20 protein-coding genes are annotated in these 18,745 nt (G+C 66.2%); 8 read left to right on the top strand and 12 right to left on the bottom strand.

Going from position 1 to position 18,745, the window contains the following annotated elements; all coding sequences use genetic code 11:
• Positions 1-154 precede the first annotated feature (154 nt).
• The 5 genes from ACZ60G_RS01585 to ACZ60G_RS01565 all read right to left on the bottom strand — a co-directional run bounded on the left by ACZ60G_RS01585 (position 155) and on the right by ACZ60G_RS01565 (position 5,776).
• Positions 155-1,291 carry an Mrp/NBP35 family ATP-binding protein gene (locus ACZ60G_RS01585; RefSeq protein ID WP_465806301.1) on the bottom strand — a complete coding sequence of 379 codons (1,137 nt, stop codon included), beginning with the start codon at positions 1,289-1,291 and terminating at the stop codon, positions 155-157.
• A 20-nt stretch (positions 1,292-1,311) separates the two neighbouring features.
• Positions 1,312-2,175 (bottom strand): lytic transglycosylase domain-containing protein, encoded by an 864-nt coding sequence (locus tag ACZ60G_RS01580; RefSeq protein WP_465806299.1) that lies wholly within the window; start codon positions 2,173-2,175, stop codon positions 1,312-1,314.
• A gap of 140 nt (positions 2,176-2,315) precedes the next feature.
• Positions 2,316-3,767, bottom strand: coding sequence for a lytic transglycosylase domain-containing protein (locus ACZ60G_RS01575; RefSeq protein WP_465806297.1), 1,452 nt, complete (start codon positions 3,765-3,767; stop codon positions 2,316-2,318).
• A gap of 118 nt (positions 3,768-3,885) precedes the next feature.
• Positions 3,886-4,479: a DUF1003 domain-containing protein gene (locus ACZ60G_RS01570; protein WP_465806296.1), complete on the bottom strand. Its 594-nt coding sequence runs from the start codon at positions 4,477-4,479 to the stop codon at positions 3,886-3,888.
• Positions 4,469-5,776, bottom strand: a complete 1,308-nt coding sequence (locus ACZ60G_RS01565; RefSeq protein WP_465806295.1) for a magnesium transporter MgtE N-terminal domain-containing protein — start codon at positions 5,774-5,776, stop codon at positions 4,469-4,471. Before ACZ60G_RS01565 ends, ACZ60G_RS01570 begins: the two co-directional genes overlap by 11 nt.
• A gap of 64 nt (positions 5,777-5,840) precedes the next feature.
• Between ACZ60G_RS01565 and ACZ60G_RS01560 the strand changes: the two genes are divergently transcribed.
• From ACZ60G_RS01560 to ACZ60G_RS01550, 3 genes are read left to right on the top strand one after another with little or no spacing between them, the layout of a single operon-like run.
• The gene (locus tag ACZ60G_RS01560) at positions 5,841-6,797 is read left to right on the top strand and encodes an HpcH/HpaI aldolase/citrate lyase family protein (protein WP_465806294.1); all 957 of its coding nucleotides are present in this window, start codon (positions 5,841-5,843) and stop codon (positions 6,795-6,797) included.
• 12 nt (positions 6,798-6,809) lie between these two features.
• Positions 6,810-7,301, top strand: coding sequence for a YflT domain-containing protein (locus ACZ60G_RS01555; protein WP_327093533.1), 492 nt, complete (start codon positions 6,810-6,812; stop codon positions 7,299-7,301).
• Positions 7,302-7,305: 4 nt separating this feature from the next.
• On the top strand, positions 7,306-7,887 hold the full coding sequence (locus ACZ60G_RS01550) for a suppressor of fused domain protein (RefSeq protein ID WP_465806293.1): 582 nt from the start codon (positions 7,306-7,308) through the stop codon (positions 7,885-7,887).
• A gap of 3 nt (positions 7,888-7,890) precedes the next feature.
• On the opposite strand, the gene ACZ60G_RS01545 is transcribed toward ACZ60G_RS01550, so the two are convergent.
• Entirely contained in the window at positions 7,891-8,967 is a 1,077-nt protein-coding gene (locus ACZ60G_RS01545; RefSeq protein ID WP_465806292.1) for a magnesium and cobalt transport protein CorA, read from the bottom strand.
• A 62-nt stretch (positions 8,968-9,029) separates the two neighbouring features.
• Between ACZ60G_RS01545 and ACZ60G_RS01540 the strand changes: the two genes are divergently transcribed.
• The 4 genes from ACZ60G_RS01540 to ACZ60G_RS01525 all read left to right on the top strand — a co-directional run bounded on the left by ACZ60G_RS01540 (position 9,030) and on the right by ACZ60G_RS01525 (position 13,405).
• Complete coding sequence (locus ACZ60G_RS01540; RefSeq protein ID WP_465806291.1) at positions 9,030-9,884, top strand: PHP domain-containing protein; 855 nt, start codon at positions 9,030-9,032, stop codon at positions 9,882-9,884.
• A complete protein-coding gene (locus ACZ60G_RS01535; RefSeq protein ID WP_465806290.1) occupies positions 9,881-10,147 on the top strand; it encodes a hypothetical protein in 267 nt (88 codons plus the stop codon). Before ACZ60G_RS01540 ends, ACZ60G_RS01535 begins: the two co-directional genes overlap by 4 nt.
• Positions 10,148-10,198: 51 nt before the next feature.
• The gene (locus ACZ60G_RS01530; protein ID WP_465806289.1) at positions 10,199-11,770 is read left to right on the top strand and encodes an FAD-binding protein; all 1,572 of its coding nucleotides are present in this window, start codon (positions 10,199-10,201) and stop codon (positions 11,768-11,770) included.
• Between the two features lie 438 nt (positions 11,771-12,208).
• Entirely contained in the window at positions 12,209-13,405 is a 1,197-nt protein-coding gene (locus ACZ60G_RS01525; protein ID WP_465806288.1) for an NAD(P)-dependent malic enzyme, read from the top strand.
• A gap of 66 nt (positions 13,406-13,471) precedes the next feature.
• Here ACZ60G_RS01525 and ACZ60G_RS01520 read toward each other — a convergent pair whose 3' ends face one another.
• Positions 13,472-13,888: a CBS domain-containing protein gene (locus ACZ60G_RS01520; RefSeq protein WP_063047190.1), complete on the bottom strand. Its 417-nt coding sequence runs from the start codon at positions 13,886-13,888 to the stop codon at positions 13,472-13,474.
• 151 nt (positions 13,889-14,039) lie between these two features.
• Positions 14,040-14,675 (bottom strand): maleylpyruvate isomerase family mycothiol-dependent enzyme, encoded by a 636-nt coding sequence (locus ACZ60G_RS01515; protein WP_465806287.1) that lies wholly within the window; start codon positions 14,673-14,675, stop codon positions 14,040-14,042.
• A gap of 89 nt (positions 14,676-14,764) precedes the next feature.
• Here ACZ60G_RS01515 and ACZ60G_RS01510 point away from each other — a divergent pair, with 89 nt between their 5' ends.
• Entirely contained in the window at positions 14,765-15,202 is a 438-nt protein-coding gene (locus tag ACZ60G_RS01510) for a MarR family winged helix-turn-helix transcriptional regulator (protein ID WP_465806286.1), read from the top strand.
• A 3-nt stretch (positions 15,203-15,205) separates the two neighbouring features.
• On the opposite strand, the gene ACZ60G_RS01505 is transcribed toward ACZ60G_RS01510, so the two are convergent.
• From ACZ60G_RS01505 to ACZ60G_RS01490, 4 genes are read right to left on the bottom strand one after another with little or no spacing between them, the layout of a single operon-like run.
• Positions 15,206-15,922: an ABC transporter permease gene (locus ACZ60G_RS01505; protein ID WP_465806285.1), complete on the bottom strand. Its 717-nt coding sequence runs from the start codon at positions 15,920-15,922 to the stop codon at positions 15,206-15,208.
• Entirely contained in the window at positions 15,919-16,581 is a 663-nt protein-coding gene (locus ACZ60G_RS01500) for an ABC transporter permease (protein WP_465806284.1), read from the bottom strand. Before ACZ60G_RS01500 ends, ACZ60G_RS01505 begins: the two co-directional genes overlap by 4 nt.
• Positions 16,578-17,726 (bottom strand): ABC transporter ATP-binding protein, encoded by a 1,149-nt coding sequence (locus tag ACZ60G_RS01495; RefSeq protein WP_465806283.1) that lies wholly within the window; start codon positions 17,724-17,726, stop codon positions 16,578-16,580. Before ACZ60G_RS01495 ends, ACZ60G_RS01500 begins: the two co-directional genes overlap by 4 nt.
• Before the next feature lie 8 nt (positions 17,727-17,734).
• Positions 17,735-18,667: an ABC transporter substrate-binding protein gene (locus tag ACZ60G_RS01490; RefSeq protein WP_465806739.1), complete on the bottom strand. Its 933-nt coding sequence runs from the start codon at positions 18,665-18,667 to the stop codon at positions 17,735-17,737.
• Positions 18,668-18,745: the final 78 nt, after the last annotated feature.

Below are 18,745 nucleotides of genomic sequence, written 5' to 3'. Positions count from 1 at the left end.
CGAGTTCGTAGGTGATATCAGCAGCGCTCAGCCGCGCGGCCCGCGGTTACAGGTGGCGCGTCGTATCGATTCCGAGCGACATGCCCGCGAGTCCGTGGCGGCGCACCGCGAGTTCGTAGGTGATATCAGCAGCGCTCAGCCGCGCGGCCCGCGGTTACAGGTGGCGCGTCGTATCGATTCCGAGCGACATGCCCGCGAGTCCGCGGCGGCGCACTGCGAGCTTGTCGGCTACGTCGAGCAGGGCTTTGGCGGCCGGGTTCTCCGGAGCGCGCAATACGATCGGGGTGCCCTCGTCGCCTGACTCGCGCAACTCCTGCTCGATCGGAATCTGGCCCAGCAGTGGCACATTCGCTCCGACGGCCCGGGTGAGGCGGTCGGCGACGGATTGGCCGCCACCGGAACCGTAGAGGTCCATCCGGGTGCCGTCGGGCAGATCGAGCCAGGACATGTTCTCGATGACGCCCGCGATCCGCTGCCGGGTCTGCAGTGCGATCGCACCGGCGCGTTCGGCGACCTCGGCGGCCGCCGGCTGCGGGGTGGTGACGACCAGGATCTCCGCATTGGGGATCAGCTGCGCGATGGAGATCGCGACATCGCCGGTGCCGGGCGGGAGGTCCAGCAGCAGCACATCGAGATCGCCCCAGAACACATCGGCGAGGAACTGCTGCAGCGCCCGGTGCAGCATCGGACCGCGCCACACCACCGGCGTATTGCCCTGGGTGAACTGCGCGATGGAGATCAGCTTCACATTGTGCGATTGCGGCGGCATGATCATCCGCTCGACCTGAGTCGGGCGCGCGTCGGTACCGAGCATCCGTGGAATCGAGTGGCCGTAGATATCCGCGTCCAGCACACCGACGGACAGACCGCGCGCGGCCATCGCGGCGGCGAGATTGACCGTGACACTGGACTTTCCGACGCCGCCCTTACCGGAGGCCACCGCATAGACGCGGGTGAGCGAACCGGGCTGGGCGAACGGGATGACCGGATCGGCGGAGTCGCCGCGCAACTGCTTGCGCAGATTCGTGCGCTGCTCATCGTTCATCACATCGAGGTCGACCGTGACCGCGCCGACGCCCGCGACGTCGGCCACCGCCTTGGTGACCCGCTGGGTGATCTCGGTGCGCAGCGGGCAGCCCGCCGTCGTCAGGTAGACCTCGATATGGACATTGCTATCGGCACCGATCGCGATGCTCTTCACCATGCCCAGTTCGGTGATCGGTTTGCGGATCTCCGGGTCGTCGACCTTCGCGAGGGCTCCCCGCACATCCGTTTCCGTTACCACTGGCATGGAATGAATTTTACGTTGTCTCAGATTCGCGGCAGGTCCCCGGGCTTCGGTGCGGTACCGGAGGCATAGGACCCGGCCCACGCCATCACATTCGCGACATAGGCCATGGAGTTGTTGTAACGCAGGATGGCCCGGGTCTGCTGGGTGAGATCGCGCATATTCAACCCCCCGTCGCACAGATACCTGCCCGCGGTCAGCGCCGCGTCGAACAGATTCTGCGGATCGGCGATGCCGTCGCCGTTACCGTCGGCGCCGTAGCGCTTCCAGGTCTCCGGCAGGAACTGCATCGGGCCGATGGCGCGGTCGTATCCGCTGAGTCCGTCCAGTGCGCCGCCGTCGGTGTCGTGAACGACGTGGTTGCCCGCGAGGCTGCCGTCGAGCACCGGACCGTAGACCGGTGTCAGCGGATTGCCGTCCGCGTCGGCCTTACCGCCGAAGGCGTGTGTCGATTCGACCCGGCCGATGCCGGCGAGCATGGACCACGGCATTCCGCAGACCGGATTCTCGGCGGCGAGTATGTTTTCGGCGTTCTGATACGCCGCGACGGCCACGCCGGGAATGCCGAGCGGGCCGGGTGGCAGCGCGGCCGGTTGCCTACCATCGGCCAGCGCAACGGTTTTCACGATCGGCGGTGCACTCGGCGCCTGCTTTGCCATTGCGTTCGCGACGAATTCGGTCGCCGCCGGTTCCGCGGCGACCGAAAGTCTGGCCGCCTGGTCGTCTTGATCGTCCCCCGGGATGTGTTGCAGGACAGACGATGCGGTCGGATCGCCGGTGCCTGCGGACGCGGCGACGGCCACGAGTCCAGCGGGGACCAATCCGGTCAATGCGATTACGGAGCTGCGCTTGATCGTCGCAGGCGACTGTTTTCGGTGACGCCCCACTGTGCGGTGACCCTCCCATTGACTCGATAACGAGCCCTTCGTGATGGACGAAGTAGAGGGTACCGCATTCGAGACCTTTTTGTTACTGCTTCGTTATCGGGTCTCGGTGTGGCGTCATCGTTTCGATATCAGGCCTGGTCTCAGCCCTGCGGGGCCGGTGCCGGGGCGGGCAGCGGGATCACGATGCCGAACGGGAGCGTGATGCCCGGTGCGGGCGGCGGGGTAGCTGCTTCGGTCTGGGGCGGGGCCGGCGCTTCGTCCACGCCGGGCTCCGGCGTCTTCTCCGGGGAGTTCTGCACCGTTTCGCCCGGCGACTGCGCATCGGGCGCGGGCTGGGCCGCACCGGGCTGGACCGCATCCGGTTGGGCCGGAGTGCAATTCGCGGGTTGTTGCTGCGGCTGCCGCTGATCCGGGTGCTGCTGGTCGTGCTGCTGCGGATCCTTCGGCTCCCCGTTTTCGGCAGCACCGTAGGTCTGCGCCGGTGCGATGGGCGACTGTGCCGGATCGCCTGGTGCGGGCAGCTGCGCCGGAGCCACCTGCTGCGGATCGCACGGCGGCTTGGGTACCGGCCGCGGGCAGAAGATGCCGCAGGGGATCGGCGGCAGACCGGGGATGGTGATCATCACCTCGGTCGGCGTCGGGATGGTCACGGTATACGGCGGCAGTTCGGGCTTGGTGGTGCTGGTCGTCGGTGCCGTCGAGGATGCGGCCAACATGTCCGGGCCCGCCGTGATCGGCGCGGTACCCGGTGGGATGAGAGCGGGGGAGATGCTCACCTGGCTCGGAGTGCCGCCGGTGCGGTAGGCCGCCGACCAGCTCAGCACATTGGCGGCGTAGGCGAGCGAGTTGTTGTAGCGCAGCACCGCGCGCAGTTCCTGCTGCGGATCACGCAGGTTCAAGTCGCCCGAGCACAGGTACTTGCCCGCGGCGAGCGAGGCGTCGAAGACATTGTGCGGATCGGCGATGCCGTCACCGTTGCCGTCGGCGGCGTACCGGCTCCAGGTGCCGGGCAGGAATTGCATCGGCCCGATGGCGCGCACCGCGCTGCCGTCGGCGGCCTTGATCACTTCGTTGCCCGGTAACGAGCCGTCCAGCGCGGGTCCGAAGATCGGCGTCACGGTGGTGCCCGCGGCATCGGTGCGTCCGCCGCCCGCGTGCAGCGATTCGATCCGCCCGATCCCGGCCAGCAGACTCCACGACAGACCGCAGCCGGGCATCGAGGATTCCAGCGCGAGTTCGGCATTGCGATAGGCCGCGAGCACGATTTCCGGGATCCCGAGCGCGCCGCCGGTCGCGGGCAGGGCGATGTCGTGCAACGGCACCGAACCCGCGAACGGCGGGGTACCGTCAGCGAGCGGAGTCATTGCTCGAAGTTTGCGGGGAGCCTCCGGCGTTACCGGAAGGAGACCAACTGTCCGGGACAATGCGGCTTCGCCGGTGTTGCCGGATGTTCCATCGGCGGTCGACGCCGCGAGTAATGCCTCGGGCGCGGTATCGGGAGTGGTGGATTGTGTGGTGTTGGTACCCGAGCCGGTGGCCACCAGACCTGCGACGACCAGGGCCGAGACGGTTATCGGAGCAGAGATTCGCATTCGGCCGCACCAATCCTCTACGTCGTGAGAGCGCCTGTCCGGGACATCCCCTGCCCGTCCGCTCGGGACAACGTCGTCCAGGTTACCCGTGGGTCACAACCTTGTAGAGCATTTCCTGTCAATCGTCAGCAACTGGCGGTGAAACCTGAACTGTGCCCGGCTTTCTGCCGGAGCTTTTCTTGCGATTGGCCTTAATCGGTCTATCGGGGCTCGACTCGGAATCCGGTGACCGCGCGGCCTCGATCCGGTCCAGCACCTCTCGCATTTCCTCCAATTCCCTGCGCAAGTAGTCGCGCGTAGCAACCTCGCCGACTGCGATCCGCAGCGCCGCGAGTTCGCGGGCAAGGAATTCGGTATCGGCCTTGGTCTGGGCGGCCCTGGTGCGATCTTCCTCCAGCGACACACGGTCGCGATTGTCTTGTCTGTTCTGCGCCAACAGGATCAGCGGCGCGGCATACGCGGCCTGAGTCGAGAACGCGAGATTGAGCAGGATGAACGGATACGGATCCCAGCGCAGCGCGATCACGAAGATGTTCAACAGGATCCAGACGATCACCACAATCGTCTGGATCGCGAGATAGCGTCCGGTGCCGAGGAATCGGGCGACCCGCTCGCTGGAGCGAGCCAGCGCCTCGGCGTCGTAGTCGAAGCGGAACCGCGATTCCACCGGCGTTTCCAGGCGCTGGCGTGCCGGATTCTTCTCACTCGGCATCGGCTACCCCCTCGTGCCCCGCGACCGAGTTGTGGGCCGTATCTTCTTGCTCGCGCCAATCTTCCGGTAGTAGATGATCGAGCACGTCGTCCACACTGACCGCGCCGAGCAGATGGTTCTCCTCGTCCACCACCGCACCGCAGACCAGGTTGTAGGTGGCGAAATAGCGGGTCACCGCACCGAGCGGGGCATCGGGACGCAGCGGGGCCAGATCGGTGTCGAGGATGCCGCCGACCAGGTGTGCCGGGGGTTCGCGCAACAGTCGCTGCAAATGCACCGAGCCGAGGAAGCGGCCGGTCGGTGTTGCGGTCGGCGGCCGCACCACGAACACCATGGTGGCCAGCGCGGGCGTCAGATCCGGATTGCGCACTCGGGCAAGCGCTTCGGCGACGGTGGTGGCCGGGGTCAGGACCACCGGTTTCGGTGTCATCAGACCACCCGCGGTATCGGGGGAGTGTTCCAGCAGCCTGCGGACTGGTTCGGACTCCTCCGGATCCATCAGTGCCAGCAGCGATTCCCGCTCACCCTTCGGCAATTCGCCGAGCAGGTCGGCGGCGTCGTCGGGATCCATCGCCTCGAGCACGTCGGCGGCCCGGCGCACCTCGAGGTGGCCGAGCAGATCGACCTGATCGTCGTCGGGAAGTTCCTGCACGACGTCGGCGAGTCGCTCGTCGTCGAGTGCGATCGCCACCTCGATGCGCCGCTTCTCGGGAAGTTCGCGCAGCATATGCGCGACATCGGCGGGACGCAGGCCCTCGAACTGCTCGAGCAACTGGGTGACGTCTTGGCCCGGCCTGCCGATCTCGTACGGCGTCAGCCCGCTGACCTGCGTCCAATCCGCTACGTGCACGGTCCGGCGTCGGCCGAGCCTGCGATGTCCGCGCACCGCGACCCTGGTGACCCGCCAGTCCCTGGTCCGGGTCTGTTCGATACCCAGATCGACCACGAGCACATCGACATCCGCGAGGTCGGGCAGATCCGGATCATGAACGCGCACCGAAGAATCCACGATCTGCGCGAGTGCGAGCATCTCGCCCGGACGCTGGGTGAAGCGGCGCAGGCTCACCGTGCCGGTATTGAGCGCGACGACACCGGGTTCGATCGTGGTCACCCGCAGCATCGGTACGAATATTCGGCGCCGGGACGGCAATTCGACAACCAGGCCGTGCACCCGGGGTTGCTGGCGGTCGTAGCGGACGGCCACGACGACGTCGCGGATGCGGCCGATAGACTCGCCGTCCGGGCCGAGTACCACCAGTCCGGCGAGCCTGGCGACGTACACCCTGGTTGCTGCCATGGCTGTCAGGTTAGAGGGTTCGCTGACCGGTACTCACACCATGCCACGATCGACGGGAGTGATCATGAAGCCGCGCCGCTCGGTGCTCGCCTGCCCCGGTAGCAGCAAGAAGATGATCGATAAGGCCAAGGGCTTGCCGGTCGACGAGGTATTTCTCGATCTGGAGGATGCGGTCGCCCCCGCCGCCAAGGCCGAGGCCCGCGCGAATATCGTCGCCGCGCTGAACGACACCGGCTGGGGCGATCAGCTGCGGGTGGTGCGGGTCAACGATTGGACCACCCAGTGGACCTACGCCGACGTGATCACCGTGGTCGAGGGCGCGGGCGCGGCACTGGACGCGATTCTGCTGCCGAAGGTGACCGATGCCGGTCAGGTGCAGGCACTGGACCTGCTGCTCACGCAATTGGAGAAGGCCAGCGGGCTCGAGGTGGGGCAGATCGGTATCGAACCGCAGATCGAGAACGCCATGGGTTTGCGCAATATAGATGAGATCGCCACCGCGAGCCCGCGGGTGCAGACCCTGGTCTTCGGCCCGGCCGACTTCATGGCCAGTATCAATATGCGCACGCTGGTGGTCGGCGAACAGCCCGAGGGTTATGACACCGGCGATGCCTACCACCACATTCTGATGACCATCCTGCTCGCCGCCCGCGCGCACGGCCTGCAGGCAATCGACGGCCCCTACCTGCAAATTCGGGATATCGATGGATTCCGCAGGGCGGCCGGGCGCACCGCGGCACTCGGTTTCGACGGTAAATGGGTGTTGCATCCCGGACAGATCGAGGCCGCGAACGAGATCTTCAGTCCGCGCCAGGCCGATTACGATCGCGCCGAGCTGATTCTGGATGCCTACGCCTTCCACACCTCGGAAAAAGGCGGTGCGCGCGGAGCGGTAATGCTCGGCGACGAAATGATCGATGAGGCCAGCGCGAAGATGGCTCAGGTAATCGCTGATAAGGGCCGAGCTGCGGGGATGACGAGGACCACGCGTTTCACATCCCCGAACTCCGGTTCGGAATAGCAGAATAGAGATATGACGAATCCCTTGGGGAACTCGAATCGCGCGCGCCAAGGCCTGCCGACGCCGCCTTCGGGCTGGCCGGTCGGCTCGTATCCGACCTATGCCGAGGCGCAGAAGGCGGTCGACTTCCTGGCCGACAACGAGTTCCCTGTGCAAGACGTGACCATCGTCGGCGTGGACCTGATGCAGGTCGAGCGCGTGCTGTACCGACTGACCTGGGGCAAGGTGATCGGCGGTGGGGTGGTTTCGGGCGCGTGGCTCGGCCTGTTCCTCGGCCTGCTGTTGAGCTTGTTCACCACCAGCGGCGGTTTCGCGCCGGTGCTGGTCGGCTTGGTCGGCGGCATCATCTTCGGCGTCATCTCCACCTCGATCCCCTATGCGGCGACCAGGGGGCAGCGCGATTTCGCCTCCACCATGCAGTTGGTGGCGGGCCGCTATGACGTGCTGTGCGACCCGAAGTCGGCCGAGCAGGCTCGGGACATGCTGGCGCGGTTGGCGATCTGAGCGCATGGAAGTTGTGGACAAGGTCCGCGCCGAGGTGCTGGATCACTTCGGTGCCGCCTCGACGGGTGTCGACTCCGCGTCGGTGACCTTTCTGGGCCTGGAGCCCATCGAGATTCTGCGCATTCCCGGCGACGAGCTGGTGCACTACGTGACCCTCGGCGGATCCCGTCATCCCATGGGCGATCCCAGTGATCTGCACGCCGATCCGGTGCGCGGGCCGCGGGCCGAATTGGTGCTGACGCTGCGTGCCGGGGTCGGCCCGAGTTCCGGACTCGCCCGCACCCTCGGCGTGCTCGTCGCGGCGCCCGCCGTGGAAGGTGTTGTGCTGCAAGCCGATGCGCTGCTCGATCTGGGCGAGCCGATGTGGCGCGATGCGCCGTTCACCGCGGTGTTGTTGGGGGACAGCGATATTCCCGAGGTCGCGCTGCCCGAACCCGCCGAACCGGTGCGGTATTTCGCGGTGGTTCCGGTGACCGCGACCGAGGCGGCCTGGGTGCGGGTGCGCGGGGCGCAGGCGTTGCGTGACGCGTGGGCCGAGGCGGGGATCGATGTGCACGATCCGGCGAGAGGCGCTGCGTCGCTGTAGTTCTCAGAGCCAGTTGTTGCGGTGGAAGTTGACGTAGAGCCCGATGCAGATGGCGAGCGTAACCGCGATGACGAGCCAGAAGGCCAATCCCGAGTCCAGCCCCGGTATCTGCGTGAAATTCATGCCGTAGATGCCGGCGATCATCGTCGGCACCGCGGCGATGGCGACCCAGGCCGAGATCTTGCGCATATCGGTGTTCTGCTGCACGCCGATCTTGGCCAGTGCGGCGCTGACCAATTCGCTCAGCGATTCGTCGAAGTCGGTAATGCGCTCGGCTACGGCGGTGTGGTGGTCGGCGACATCGCGCAGGTACCGCCGAATCTCCTTGGGCAGCGGTAAGTCCGTCTTCTGGCCGAGCAATTGCAGCGGGATCTGCAGCGGATTGACCGCGCGGCGCAGTTCGACGACCTCGCGCTTGAGTTGATAGATCGTTTCGATGGTCACCGTGGTGCGCGGGGTGAACACCTCCTCTTCCATCTCCTCGATATCGTTCTCGACCGCCTGTGCGACAGCGATATAGGAGTCCACCACGTGGTCGGCGACGGCGTGCAGCACTGAGCCGGGACCGAGTCTGAGCTGATCCGGCATGCCTTCCAATTCCCTTCGCACACCGGATAATCCGGTGTGCTCGCCATGTCGCACAGTGACCGCGAAATTGGGTCCGGTGAAGACCATGATGTCGCCGGTCTCGACGATCTCACTGATGCTGTGGATTTCGTGCGGGACGTAGCTGACGGTGCGCAGCACCAGGAACAGAGTGTCGTCGTAGCGCTCGAGTTTCGGTCGCTGGTGGCCGTGGACCGCGTCTTCGACGGCAAGTGGATGCAGGTGGAAGGTTTCGGCGATATCGGCCATTTGATACTGGTCGGGCTGATGCAGTCCAACCCAGACGAATCCGGTGCCGCGCTTGTTCACCTCGGCCAACGCGTCCGTATGGCTGAACCGGCCGGGCAGCCGTTCGCCGTCGACGTAGGCCGCGCAATCGACTATCGCCCGTGCCGTCGGCACCGGTATGTGCGGAATTGGCTCGGCCGCCCTTGCCTGGCTCCGGAACGACGGTAGCGGCGGAATTGATGGCACCGACCGATGCTACGTCGCGTGCGCGTGCATGCGCCGGGTGAGCGCACGGTATGAAAGAAGGCGTGCGCATCGACCTCCATACCCATTCGACCGCGTCCGACGGTACCGATACCCCGGCCGAACTCGTCCGCAACGCGGCAGCGGCCGGCCTGGACGTCGTCGCGATCACCGACCACGACACCACCGCCGGGTGGACCGAGGCGGTCGACGCGCTACCGAAGGGATTGACGCTGGTGCGCGGCATGGAGATGTCGTGTGTCGGGCTCGGTGAGGACGGGTGGCCGGTCCCGGTGCACCTGTTGGCTTACCTCTTCGACCCGACCGACCGGTGTTTCGCCGACGAGCGGGAACGCTTGCGCGCCGAACGCGTCGAGCGGTTGCGCGCGATGGCCGAGCGGATGCGCGACGACGGACTACCCATCGATCCGGATGCGGTCCTGGCCTCGGCCGGACCGTCGGCGGGGCGTCCGCATCTGGCGCGCGCACTCGTCGCGGCCGGTGTGGTGCCGACCGTGGACGCGGCCTTCACCGAATTACTGGCCCCGCACGGCCCCTACTACGCGGAGAAGGCGGATACGCCGCTGCGCCGGGCCGTCGAAATGATCGCGACCGCGGGCGGGGTCAGCGTGCTCGCGCACACCCGGGCGCGCAAGCGCGGGCGGCTGCTGGCGATCGACGATATTCGTGAACTGGCCACGCTCGGACTCGGCGGGCTCGAGATCGATCACCCGGATCATTCCGCGGCCGATCGCGCGCTGCTGACGGAGTTGTCCGCCGAACTCGGTCTGATCACCACCGGTTCGTCGGACTATCACGGATCCAACAAAACTATCCGGCTAGGTGAATTCACCACCGACCCCGCGCAATTCGAGGAACTCGCGGGCAAAGCGACGGGCGTGCCGGTGATCGCCTCGTGAGAGTGCTGCGCGGACTCAGCGGAATCGTCGCCGGTGGGATGTTCGTGCTGGCCCTGGTTGTCATCGGTGCCGCGGTAATCGCAGCTCGGCGCGGCTTTCCCGGACCCGGCGGCGAATCGGTGACGTGGCATGTCGCCACCTCGGCGATCGGCCTCGGCGCACAAATTTTTTCAGATCGTCATCGGGGTTTGGCAGCTTTTTCCGGATCGGTGGTCGTTTTTATTGTCGCCGGGATATTGCTGTGGACGCAGTGGTGGAGCTGATAAATCGGTAATGGTTGCGGTCGCGTGAATTGTGGCCGAACATTTCTCTTTGTGACGGAATTCGAGACGGATGTGCTCGTGCTCGGCGGCGGTCCCGCCGGGACCTGGGCCGCCATCTCCGCCGCCACCGCGGGCGCTCGGGTGACGCTCGTCGACAAGAGCCGCTGCGGTGCGAGCGGGCCGACTGCCGCCGGGACTACGTCGCTGTGGAATATCCCGCCGGGGACCGCGCGAGACGAGGCTGTGCGGCGTGCATACGCGCACGGCGGCGGTCTCGCCGAACCGGAATGGATGCTGCGCGTACTCGACGAAACGCACCGGCGGGTCGAACAGCTCGTGGCGTGGGGTTATCGGTTTCCCGGTGAGGGCCACGGCGCAACGCCATTGCGCGTATGCCTCGACGGCGCGAATTATCTGCGCCGGATGCGGCGCAGCCTGCTCGAAGCCGGAGTGCGCATTCTCGATCACCATCCCGCCCTGCAACTGCTCGTAGATCGGGACGGCACGGTCGCCGGTGCGGTTGGTGTGCAGCGGCACAACGGCTTTCGGACCTGGACCGTCCGAGCCGGGGCGGTCGTCGTCGCCACCGGCGGCTGCGCTTTCCTCTCCGGCGGCGCGGGCACCGATGTGGATACCGGCGACGGACTGCTGCTGGCCGCCGAGGCGGGCGCGCAACTGTCGGGCATGGAATTCTCCAGCGCCTACGGTCTGGTACCAAATGTGCCCGCGCCCCGCGACACCGCCTTCGCTCCCGGGCTGGCACTGCATTTCGCGACGCTCTACGACGAATCCGGTGCCGAGATCACCGGTCATCGCTCGGCAGCATTCACCGCCATCGCGGATGGCCGCCGGATCTACGCGGCCCTGGATGATGTGCCGTACCCGGTCCGGCGCTGGCTCTCCAGACAGGGGCTGGTCGACCACACCCGCCGGGTACCGCTGCGCGCGGTGCTCGAGGGGACTGTCCGCGGGACCGGCGGGTTGTGCATAGGCGGGACCGACTGCGCGACCACGGTGGCCGGCCTCTACGGCGCGGGCGATGTGATGACCCGCGAGCCGATCACCGGCGCGGTCAGCGGTTTCGGCGGTCAGGGTGGAGCATGGGCCATGGCCTCGGGCGTGTGGGCAGGAAAGGGTGCCGCACGCTTCGCACGTGGGCGCGGCGTGACGGGTCCGGTGCGCGAGGTGGCCGGTGCCGGACTGAATCCGGTGGCCCGCATCGATCCGCGCGCGGTGGTCGGGTTGGTGCAGGAGCACACGCTGCCATTGCGGCGCAGCTACTGGCGCAGCGCCGGAAGTCTGCGCGACAGCATCGGCGAACTCGACGCCATGTGGCCGGGCGCCGACTTCGATCTCGGCGGATTCGGCGTCGACCGGTTGCGCGCCAGGCAGGCGGCGGCGCTGCTGGCGGTGGCGCGCTGGACCAAATACAGTGCGCTCGCGCGCACGGAGAGTCGCGGGATGCACCGGCGCACCGATCATCCAGGCGCAGCGGCGGACTGGCGGGTGCGGCTGACCTCCGGCGGACTCGAGGCGGTATGGGTGCGCCCCGGGGTTGCCGATAAGATGCCCGAGCCCCCGGCGCGGCCGGAACTCACCGCGGCCGATCCGCTCCCGTTGTGACAGCTCACCGGATACCGCTGCCGAACTGCGAGTTTCTGCTTACCCCCTGGTAATTCCCGCGACCTACCCTCGAAAGATGACGCTCGACCGGGATACGACACGCCGGTTTGGCAATGCGTCCTCCCGGCTGGCAGAATGTTGCGGATTCCCGCCTACGCCACCGCCGGGTTCGGGAACAACGGAGATCACCGCCTCGCGACGCACCGTCGCGACCCGAGGATCTCCCCGCACGTTTCGTACGGACGCACCCGTCCGACCTTCGCTCTGCGGATCAGTGCCGCGCCACGTTTCGGTAGTAGATCGTCGCATTTCCGATGCTCTCGGCTCGCCCCGAAATGTCCCGGTCAGCGCACTCGATGAGCGTGTGAAACAGCTCATACCCATGTACCCGGCGGTAACCGTCCCCCCGGCTTGTCCGACCCGATCAGGAGTGAAATCGTGTCATCTGTGACTGACGCAGTGAATGCCACCGCAAGCCTTTCCGAAATTACCCAGGAAGAAATTTTCGCGGGCCACCTAGGCGGCAAGCTCTCGGTCGAACTCACCGCACCGTTGGACACTCAGCGCGACCTTTCCATCGCTTACACCCCGGGTGTGGCGCAGGTCAGCCTGGCCATCGCGGAAGACGAGGCGCTGTGCAAGCGCTACACCTGGACCGACCGGCTCGTCGTGGTGGTCAGTGACGGCACCGCGGTGCTCGGTCTCGGTGACATCGGTCCGCGCGGCTCGCTGCCCGTGATGGAGGGCAAGGCGGCGCTGTTCAAGAAGTTCGCCGGACTGAACTCGATCCCGATCGTCCTGGACACCAAGGACGTCGACGAGATCGTGGAGACCATCATCCGGCTGCGCCCGAGCTTCGGTGCGGTGAACCTGGAGGACATCTCGGCGCCGCGCTGCTTCGAGATCGAGCAGCGCCTCATCGAGGCCCTCGACTGCCCGGTCATGCACGACGACCAGCACGGCACCGCCATCGTGGTGCTCGCCGCCCTCAACGGTGCGGCCAAGGTGCAGGGTCGTGCCATCGACGGCATGAAGGTCGTGGTGTCCGGTGCGGGCGCCGCCGGTGTCGCGTGCACGAACATCCTGCTCGCCGCGGGTGTCAAGGACGTGACCGTGCTCGATTCCAAGGGCATCGTGAACCGTGAGCGCGGCGACCTCAACGAGGTGAAGGCCGAACTGGCGCAGCGCACCAACCCGCGTGGGCTCGCCGGTGGTGCGGCCGAGGCACTGGACGGCGCCGATGTGTTCCTCGGACTCTCCGCGGGCACCATCGCCGAGGAGCTGATCGCTTCGATGGCGCCGGAGTCGATCGTGTTCGCCATGTCGAACCCGAATCCGGAGATCCACCCCGATGTCGCGCACAAGTACGCCGCGATCGTGGCCACCGGGCGCAGCGACTTCCCGAACCAGATCAACAATGTCCTCGCGTTCCCCGGCGTCTTCAAGGGCGCGCTGGACGCGGGCGCGCGCCGCATCACCGAGGGCATGAAGATCGCCGCCGCCGATGCCATCCTCAGCGTGGTCGCCGATGAGATCGCCGCGGACAAGATCGTGCCGAGCCCGCTCGACCCGCGCGTCGCCCCGGCCGTCGCCGAGGCCGTGGCCGCAGCCGCCCGCGCCGAGGGCGTCGCGTAATTTCGACCCGCAGATACGGGGCTGCTCACTCAGGTGAGCAGCCCCGTATCGCGTTGTGCGGGTTGATCAGTGCGGAACGAAGACGGCCGAGACGAATTCTGCGATTTCGGCGTCGCTGAGGTTCTTGGCGATATCGGATTCGCAGATCATGCCGACGAGTCGCTTCTTGTTGTCGATCACCGGCAGCCGTTTGATCCGATCATGCTCCATCATGTCCAGCACCTCGCGGACATCGGCATCGGCGGAAATCCAGCGCGGGGTGCCCTCGGCCAGATCCCCGGCCCGTACCTTGCTCGGATCATGGCCCATCGCAATGCATTTCACGACGATGTCGCGATCGGTCAGCATGCCGACGAGCCGGTCGTCGCTGCCGATCGGCAATGCGCCGATATCCAGCCTGCGCATCATCTGCGCGGCCCGATCCAGCGTTTCGTCGGCGGGGATCCACTCCGCGTTTTCGTGCATGATGTCGCGCGCCTTCATAGAGCGACTGTTCACGGTACGCCTCCTGGTCTCGGATGAGTGATCCCGCAGAATTCGGCTCCGCGAGCGTGCGTCGAGCATCCGCGAAGCAAACTACTGCGGCCACGTCACATCGTGACCCATGTCACATCATTGGTCAAATGTCGGGCGGTCAGCGCAGGCGAGCGGTCATCGGCGCGACGCCGTCGCCTGCCAGCAGGTCCATTGCTGCTGTGCGGCCGGTGACGAGGAGTAGCAGTGCGGTGATCGGGCCGCGGATCTCCGGTCCGCTGCCGTGGGTCCAGTCGACGTCGGATGCGACCAAGCGGATGCCGTCGAGGCGGTGTTTATCCCATACCGGCCATCCGACGGTTACTGCATGGGCGGCCGCGGCAGCCGCGGCAGCCGGGTCGATCTCGATCGTGCGACCGAGCGGAATCGCGATGTCCTGACCGTGCACCATCGTGTCGAACAGGATATTGCGATAGTTGGTGAGCTTGGGCAGCTTCCGGGAATCGGCGTTGGCGTGGATCGCCGAAACGAGTTCTGCGGCTGGATGTTTCGCGTAACGCCTGGTGAGGTCATCGATGAACCGGTTGTAGTTGCCGCGCGCGCGGATCCCGGTGCCGAGCATGACGCCGATCGGGGGCGGCTGCGGTGTCAGCGCGATGTGTGCGGCGACCTCCCGGACTCGCCAGCCCGCGCACACTGACGGTGTTTCCCACTCGTCGGCCGAAAGGCCGGCCAGCAGGTCGGCAATCGCGCGCCGCTGCTGTTCGATGGTCTGCCAACAGGTTTCGCGGTCCATGGTGCGCTCCCGGGTTCGGACCTCTTGTAGAATTGGTCAGATAGACTTACCAATATAGTAAGCTTATCTGATCAACGTCAAGGAGTGGGATGGCCGACGACGATATGAATGTGGGCCTGCTGATGTTCATTGCGTACCGATCGATGGAGGACCGGATCTTCGCCGATCTCGCCGAGTCCGGATACGACGACGTCACCGTCGCCCAGGGGCGGCTCGCGGCGCGCATCGGTCCCGATGGCAGCCGCCTGACCGAATTGGCCGAGCAGGCCCAGGTCACCAAGCAGACCGCCGGATTCCTGGTCGATCAGCTCGAGCGCGCCGGCTATGTGCAGCGAGTGCCCGACCCGAGCGACGGTCGGGCACGGTTGATCGTGCTGTCCGAACGCGGGGCGAAAATGGCAGCGTACGCGAACGCCGTCGCCGACCGGATCGAGGCCGAGTGGGCGACGTACCTCGGTGCGCAGCGCATGCGGCAGCTACGCGAGACGATGGCCCGGCTGCGCGAGATCACCGATCCCTATGCCTGAGCTCTAGTCCGCGGTCTGCAGGATTCCGGCAGGGGTGACGGGCAGCTGAGATGTACGGCGTAGGCGGCCCGTGCCGGGGGCGCTGGCCCAGACCACGAAAGCCAGCAGGCCGTCCATCACCATGGCCAGAACCGCGACCAACAGGGCTCCAACGAGGACCCGGTCGTAGCGGTAGACGGCTATGCCGTCGAAGATGTAGCGGCCAAGACCACCCAGGTTTACGAAGGCCGCGATGGTGGCGGTGGCGATGACCTGCAGCGTAGCCCCGCGCAGGCCGGTGAGCAGGATCGGCAGCGCGTTGGGGACCTCGACGCGGAACAGGATCTGGCGCTCGGTCATGCCCATGGCGCGTGAGGCGTCCACGACATCGGCCGCGACATTGGCGATACCGGCGTAGGCGCCGGCCAGCAGCGGTGGAATGCCGACCGTGACGAGTGCGAGCAGCGGCGGAATCAGGCCGAGTCCGAGGCCGAGCACCAGGAAGGTCAGCAGGCCGAGGGTGGGCAGGGCGCGCATGGCATTGGCGAATCCGACCAGCAGCGCCGAACCGCGACGGGTGTGCCCGATCACCAGCCCGAGCGGGAGCGCGACGGCCGCGGAGAGGACGACGGTCAGGAAGCTGTACCAGAGGTGCTCGGCGATGCGGTGTTGGATACCCGCCGGGCCGCTCCAGTTCGCGCCGTCGGTGAAGTAGTGCCAGGCATCGATGAAAAGATTCATGCCGCAGCGCCTTTCGCTGTCCTGGTGTCCGCGCGCGTCCACGGGGTCGCCCAGCGTCCGATGGCGTACACCAGGCGGTCGAAGATCAGGGCCAGCGCCAGCGTCACGATGATGCCCGCGATGATCTCGTCCGGATAGTCGCGCTGATAGCCCTGGGTGAAGAGTTTGCCGAGCCCGCCGACACCGATCAGCGCGCCGACCGAAACCATGGCGATATTCGTGACCACCACAACGCGCAGGCTGGAGACGAAAACCGGTATGGCCAAGGGCATATCGACGGTCACGGTGCGCCGCAGCGAACTGAAGCCGACGGCGTCGGCGGCGTCGATGACGGTGGGCGACACCGAATCCAGTGCCGTCGGCACCGCGATCACCAGCAGCGCCGTCGAATACACGGTGAGCGCGATGATCACATTCAGCGGATCAATGGTCGAAATTCCGGCCAGTGGCGGAATGATCACGAACAGGGCCAGCGACGGAATGGTGTACGACAGGCTGGCCGCCGTCACCGTGACGCGCCGCAGCCAGGAGATCCGGCGCACCAACGCGCCCACCGGAATCGCGATGATCAGCCCGAACAGTAGCGGCACCAACGCGAGATACAGATGGGTCTTGGTGAAATCCATGATCTCGGAGAAGTTGTCGATCAGATACTTCATGCGTTTTCGGTTTCGAAGAAATGCCGATTGCGCTCGTCGTCTTCCAGCGTGCGCTGCCCGGCGAGTTGTTCGAGTACCTCGGGAGCCCGGATACCGCCGCGAGCCGCACCGGAATCGTCAACGGCGACACCGATTCCCGACGGTGAGGAGATCGCCGCGTCCAGTGCCTGCCGGAGGTCGCCGTCCGGCGGGAAGAGCGAGCCGCCCGCGGCGATGCTGTCGTGCAATGGCCGCCCGGCCCGAATGCTCTCTACGCCGGTGACATCGATCCACCCGCGCGGAACACCGGAATCGGTGACCACCAATACCCATTCGCCGCGGTCCAGCCGCAATTCGGCGAGTTCGGGTTCGGTCGCGGTGTGAATCTCGTGCAGTGTCAGGCTATCCGCACTGCGGAACGACAGTGCGCGATAGCCGCGATCACGTCCGACGAAGCCCGCCACGAAATCTGTTGCGGGCGCTGCCAGTACGCGCTGTGGATCGTCGTACTGCTGTAGGACGCCGCCCGGTCCGAATACCGCGATCCGGTCGCCGAGTTTCACCGCCTCATCGATGTCGTGGGTGACGAAGACGATGGTTTTGCGCAATTCCGCTTGCAGCCGCAGCATTTCGGCCTGCAACTCCTCGCGCACCACCGGATCGACCGCGCTGAACGGTTCGTCCATCAAAAGCACCGGTGGATCGGCGGCCAGTGCCCTTGCCACCCCGACGCGCTGCTGCTGCCCGCCGGAGAGCTGGGCCGGATACCGGTTGGCCAGCGATCGGTCCAACCCGACGCGGTCCAGCACCTCGAGTGCCGCCGCGCGGGCCGCGCGACGCCGAACTCCTTGCAGCACAGGCACGGTCGCGACATTGTCGACGACGGTGCGATGCGGCAGGAGTCCGGCGCTCTGGATCACGTATCCGATACCGAGCCGCAGCTCGACCGGATTCACCGTCGAAATATCCGCGCCGCCAACGGTGATGGTGCCCGAACTGGGTGTGATCATCCGGTTGATCATGCGCATCGAGGTGGTCTTGCCGCAGCCCGACGGACCGACGAAGACGGTGAACGAACCGGATTCGATGCGTAGATCGAGTTCGGAGACGGCGTGCGTGCCGTCCGGATAGGTCTTGCTGATACGGCTGAATTCGATATCGGACACGCTGGCTCCTACCCGGTGGGCTTGTTCAGCCCTTGGGCGGCGACCCATTGTTGTGCTGCGGCCTTGGGTTCGGTCTTGCTGCTACCGGAGACCGCCTCGTTGAGCTTCAGCAGTTCGTCGGTGGTGAGTTTCGCGGAGACCGCGTTGAGCGCGGCGAGCGCCTTATCGGTCTTCTTGGCGGAGTTGAACAGCGGCACGACATTCTGAGCGGGGAAGTTGTGCTTCGGATCCTCCAGGACCACCAGATTGTTCTGCGCGATCGCCGGGGAGGTGGTGAAGATATTGGCCGCGGTCACCGCGCCCTCGACCAATGCGCGCACCGTCGCGGGTCCGCCGCCGTCGGCGATCGGCACGAAATTGTTCGCCGCGATATCCAGGTTGTAGTTCTTCTTCAGACCGGGCAGACCGCCTGCGCGCTCCTGGAATTCGGCGGGCGCACCGAATTTCACCTCGGCCGAATGTGCGGCCAGATCGGCGATGCTGTGCAGGTTCCAACGCTCCGCGGTGGCCTTGGTGACCACGACCGCGTCCGAGTCCTGGCCCGGGGCCGGGGTGCCGACGGCGAGATCGGAACCGAGTGCCTTGGTGAGGGCGGCGTCGATATCGGCTGAGCTTGCCGCGGTGGCGTTCTTGTCCAGGTACTGCAGCAGGTTGCCGTTGTACTCCGGAATCACCGAGATCGCGCACTGGCGCAGTGCCGGGATATACGCTTCGCGGCTACCGATATTGAGTTTGGTGTCGACATTGAATCCGTTGGCGCGCAACACTTCCGCGTAGATATTCGCGACCGTTTCCGATTCCGGGAAGTTCGCCGAGCCGACAGTCAGCCCGTCGCCCTCGCAATTGCCCTTGGCCGCAAGCGGATCGGAGTTGCCACAGGCGGACAGGATCATGGCGGCGGCCAGTGCCGCGGCGGCGACGAGAATGCGGGCGGCGCGCAGCGTCAGCCGCAGCGCGAACCGCCCGTGCCGCGCGGCATCGGGGTTGATCGTGGTTTTCACTGGAGTCCTTCCGGCATG

The organism is Nocardia sp. NPDC102475 (genome assembly GCF_055584605.1).
This window is presented reverse-complemented; position numbering and strand designations above follow the sequence as displayed.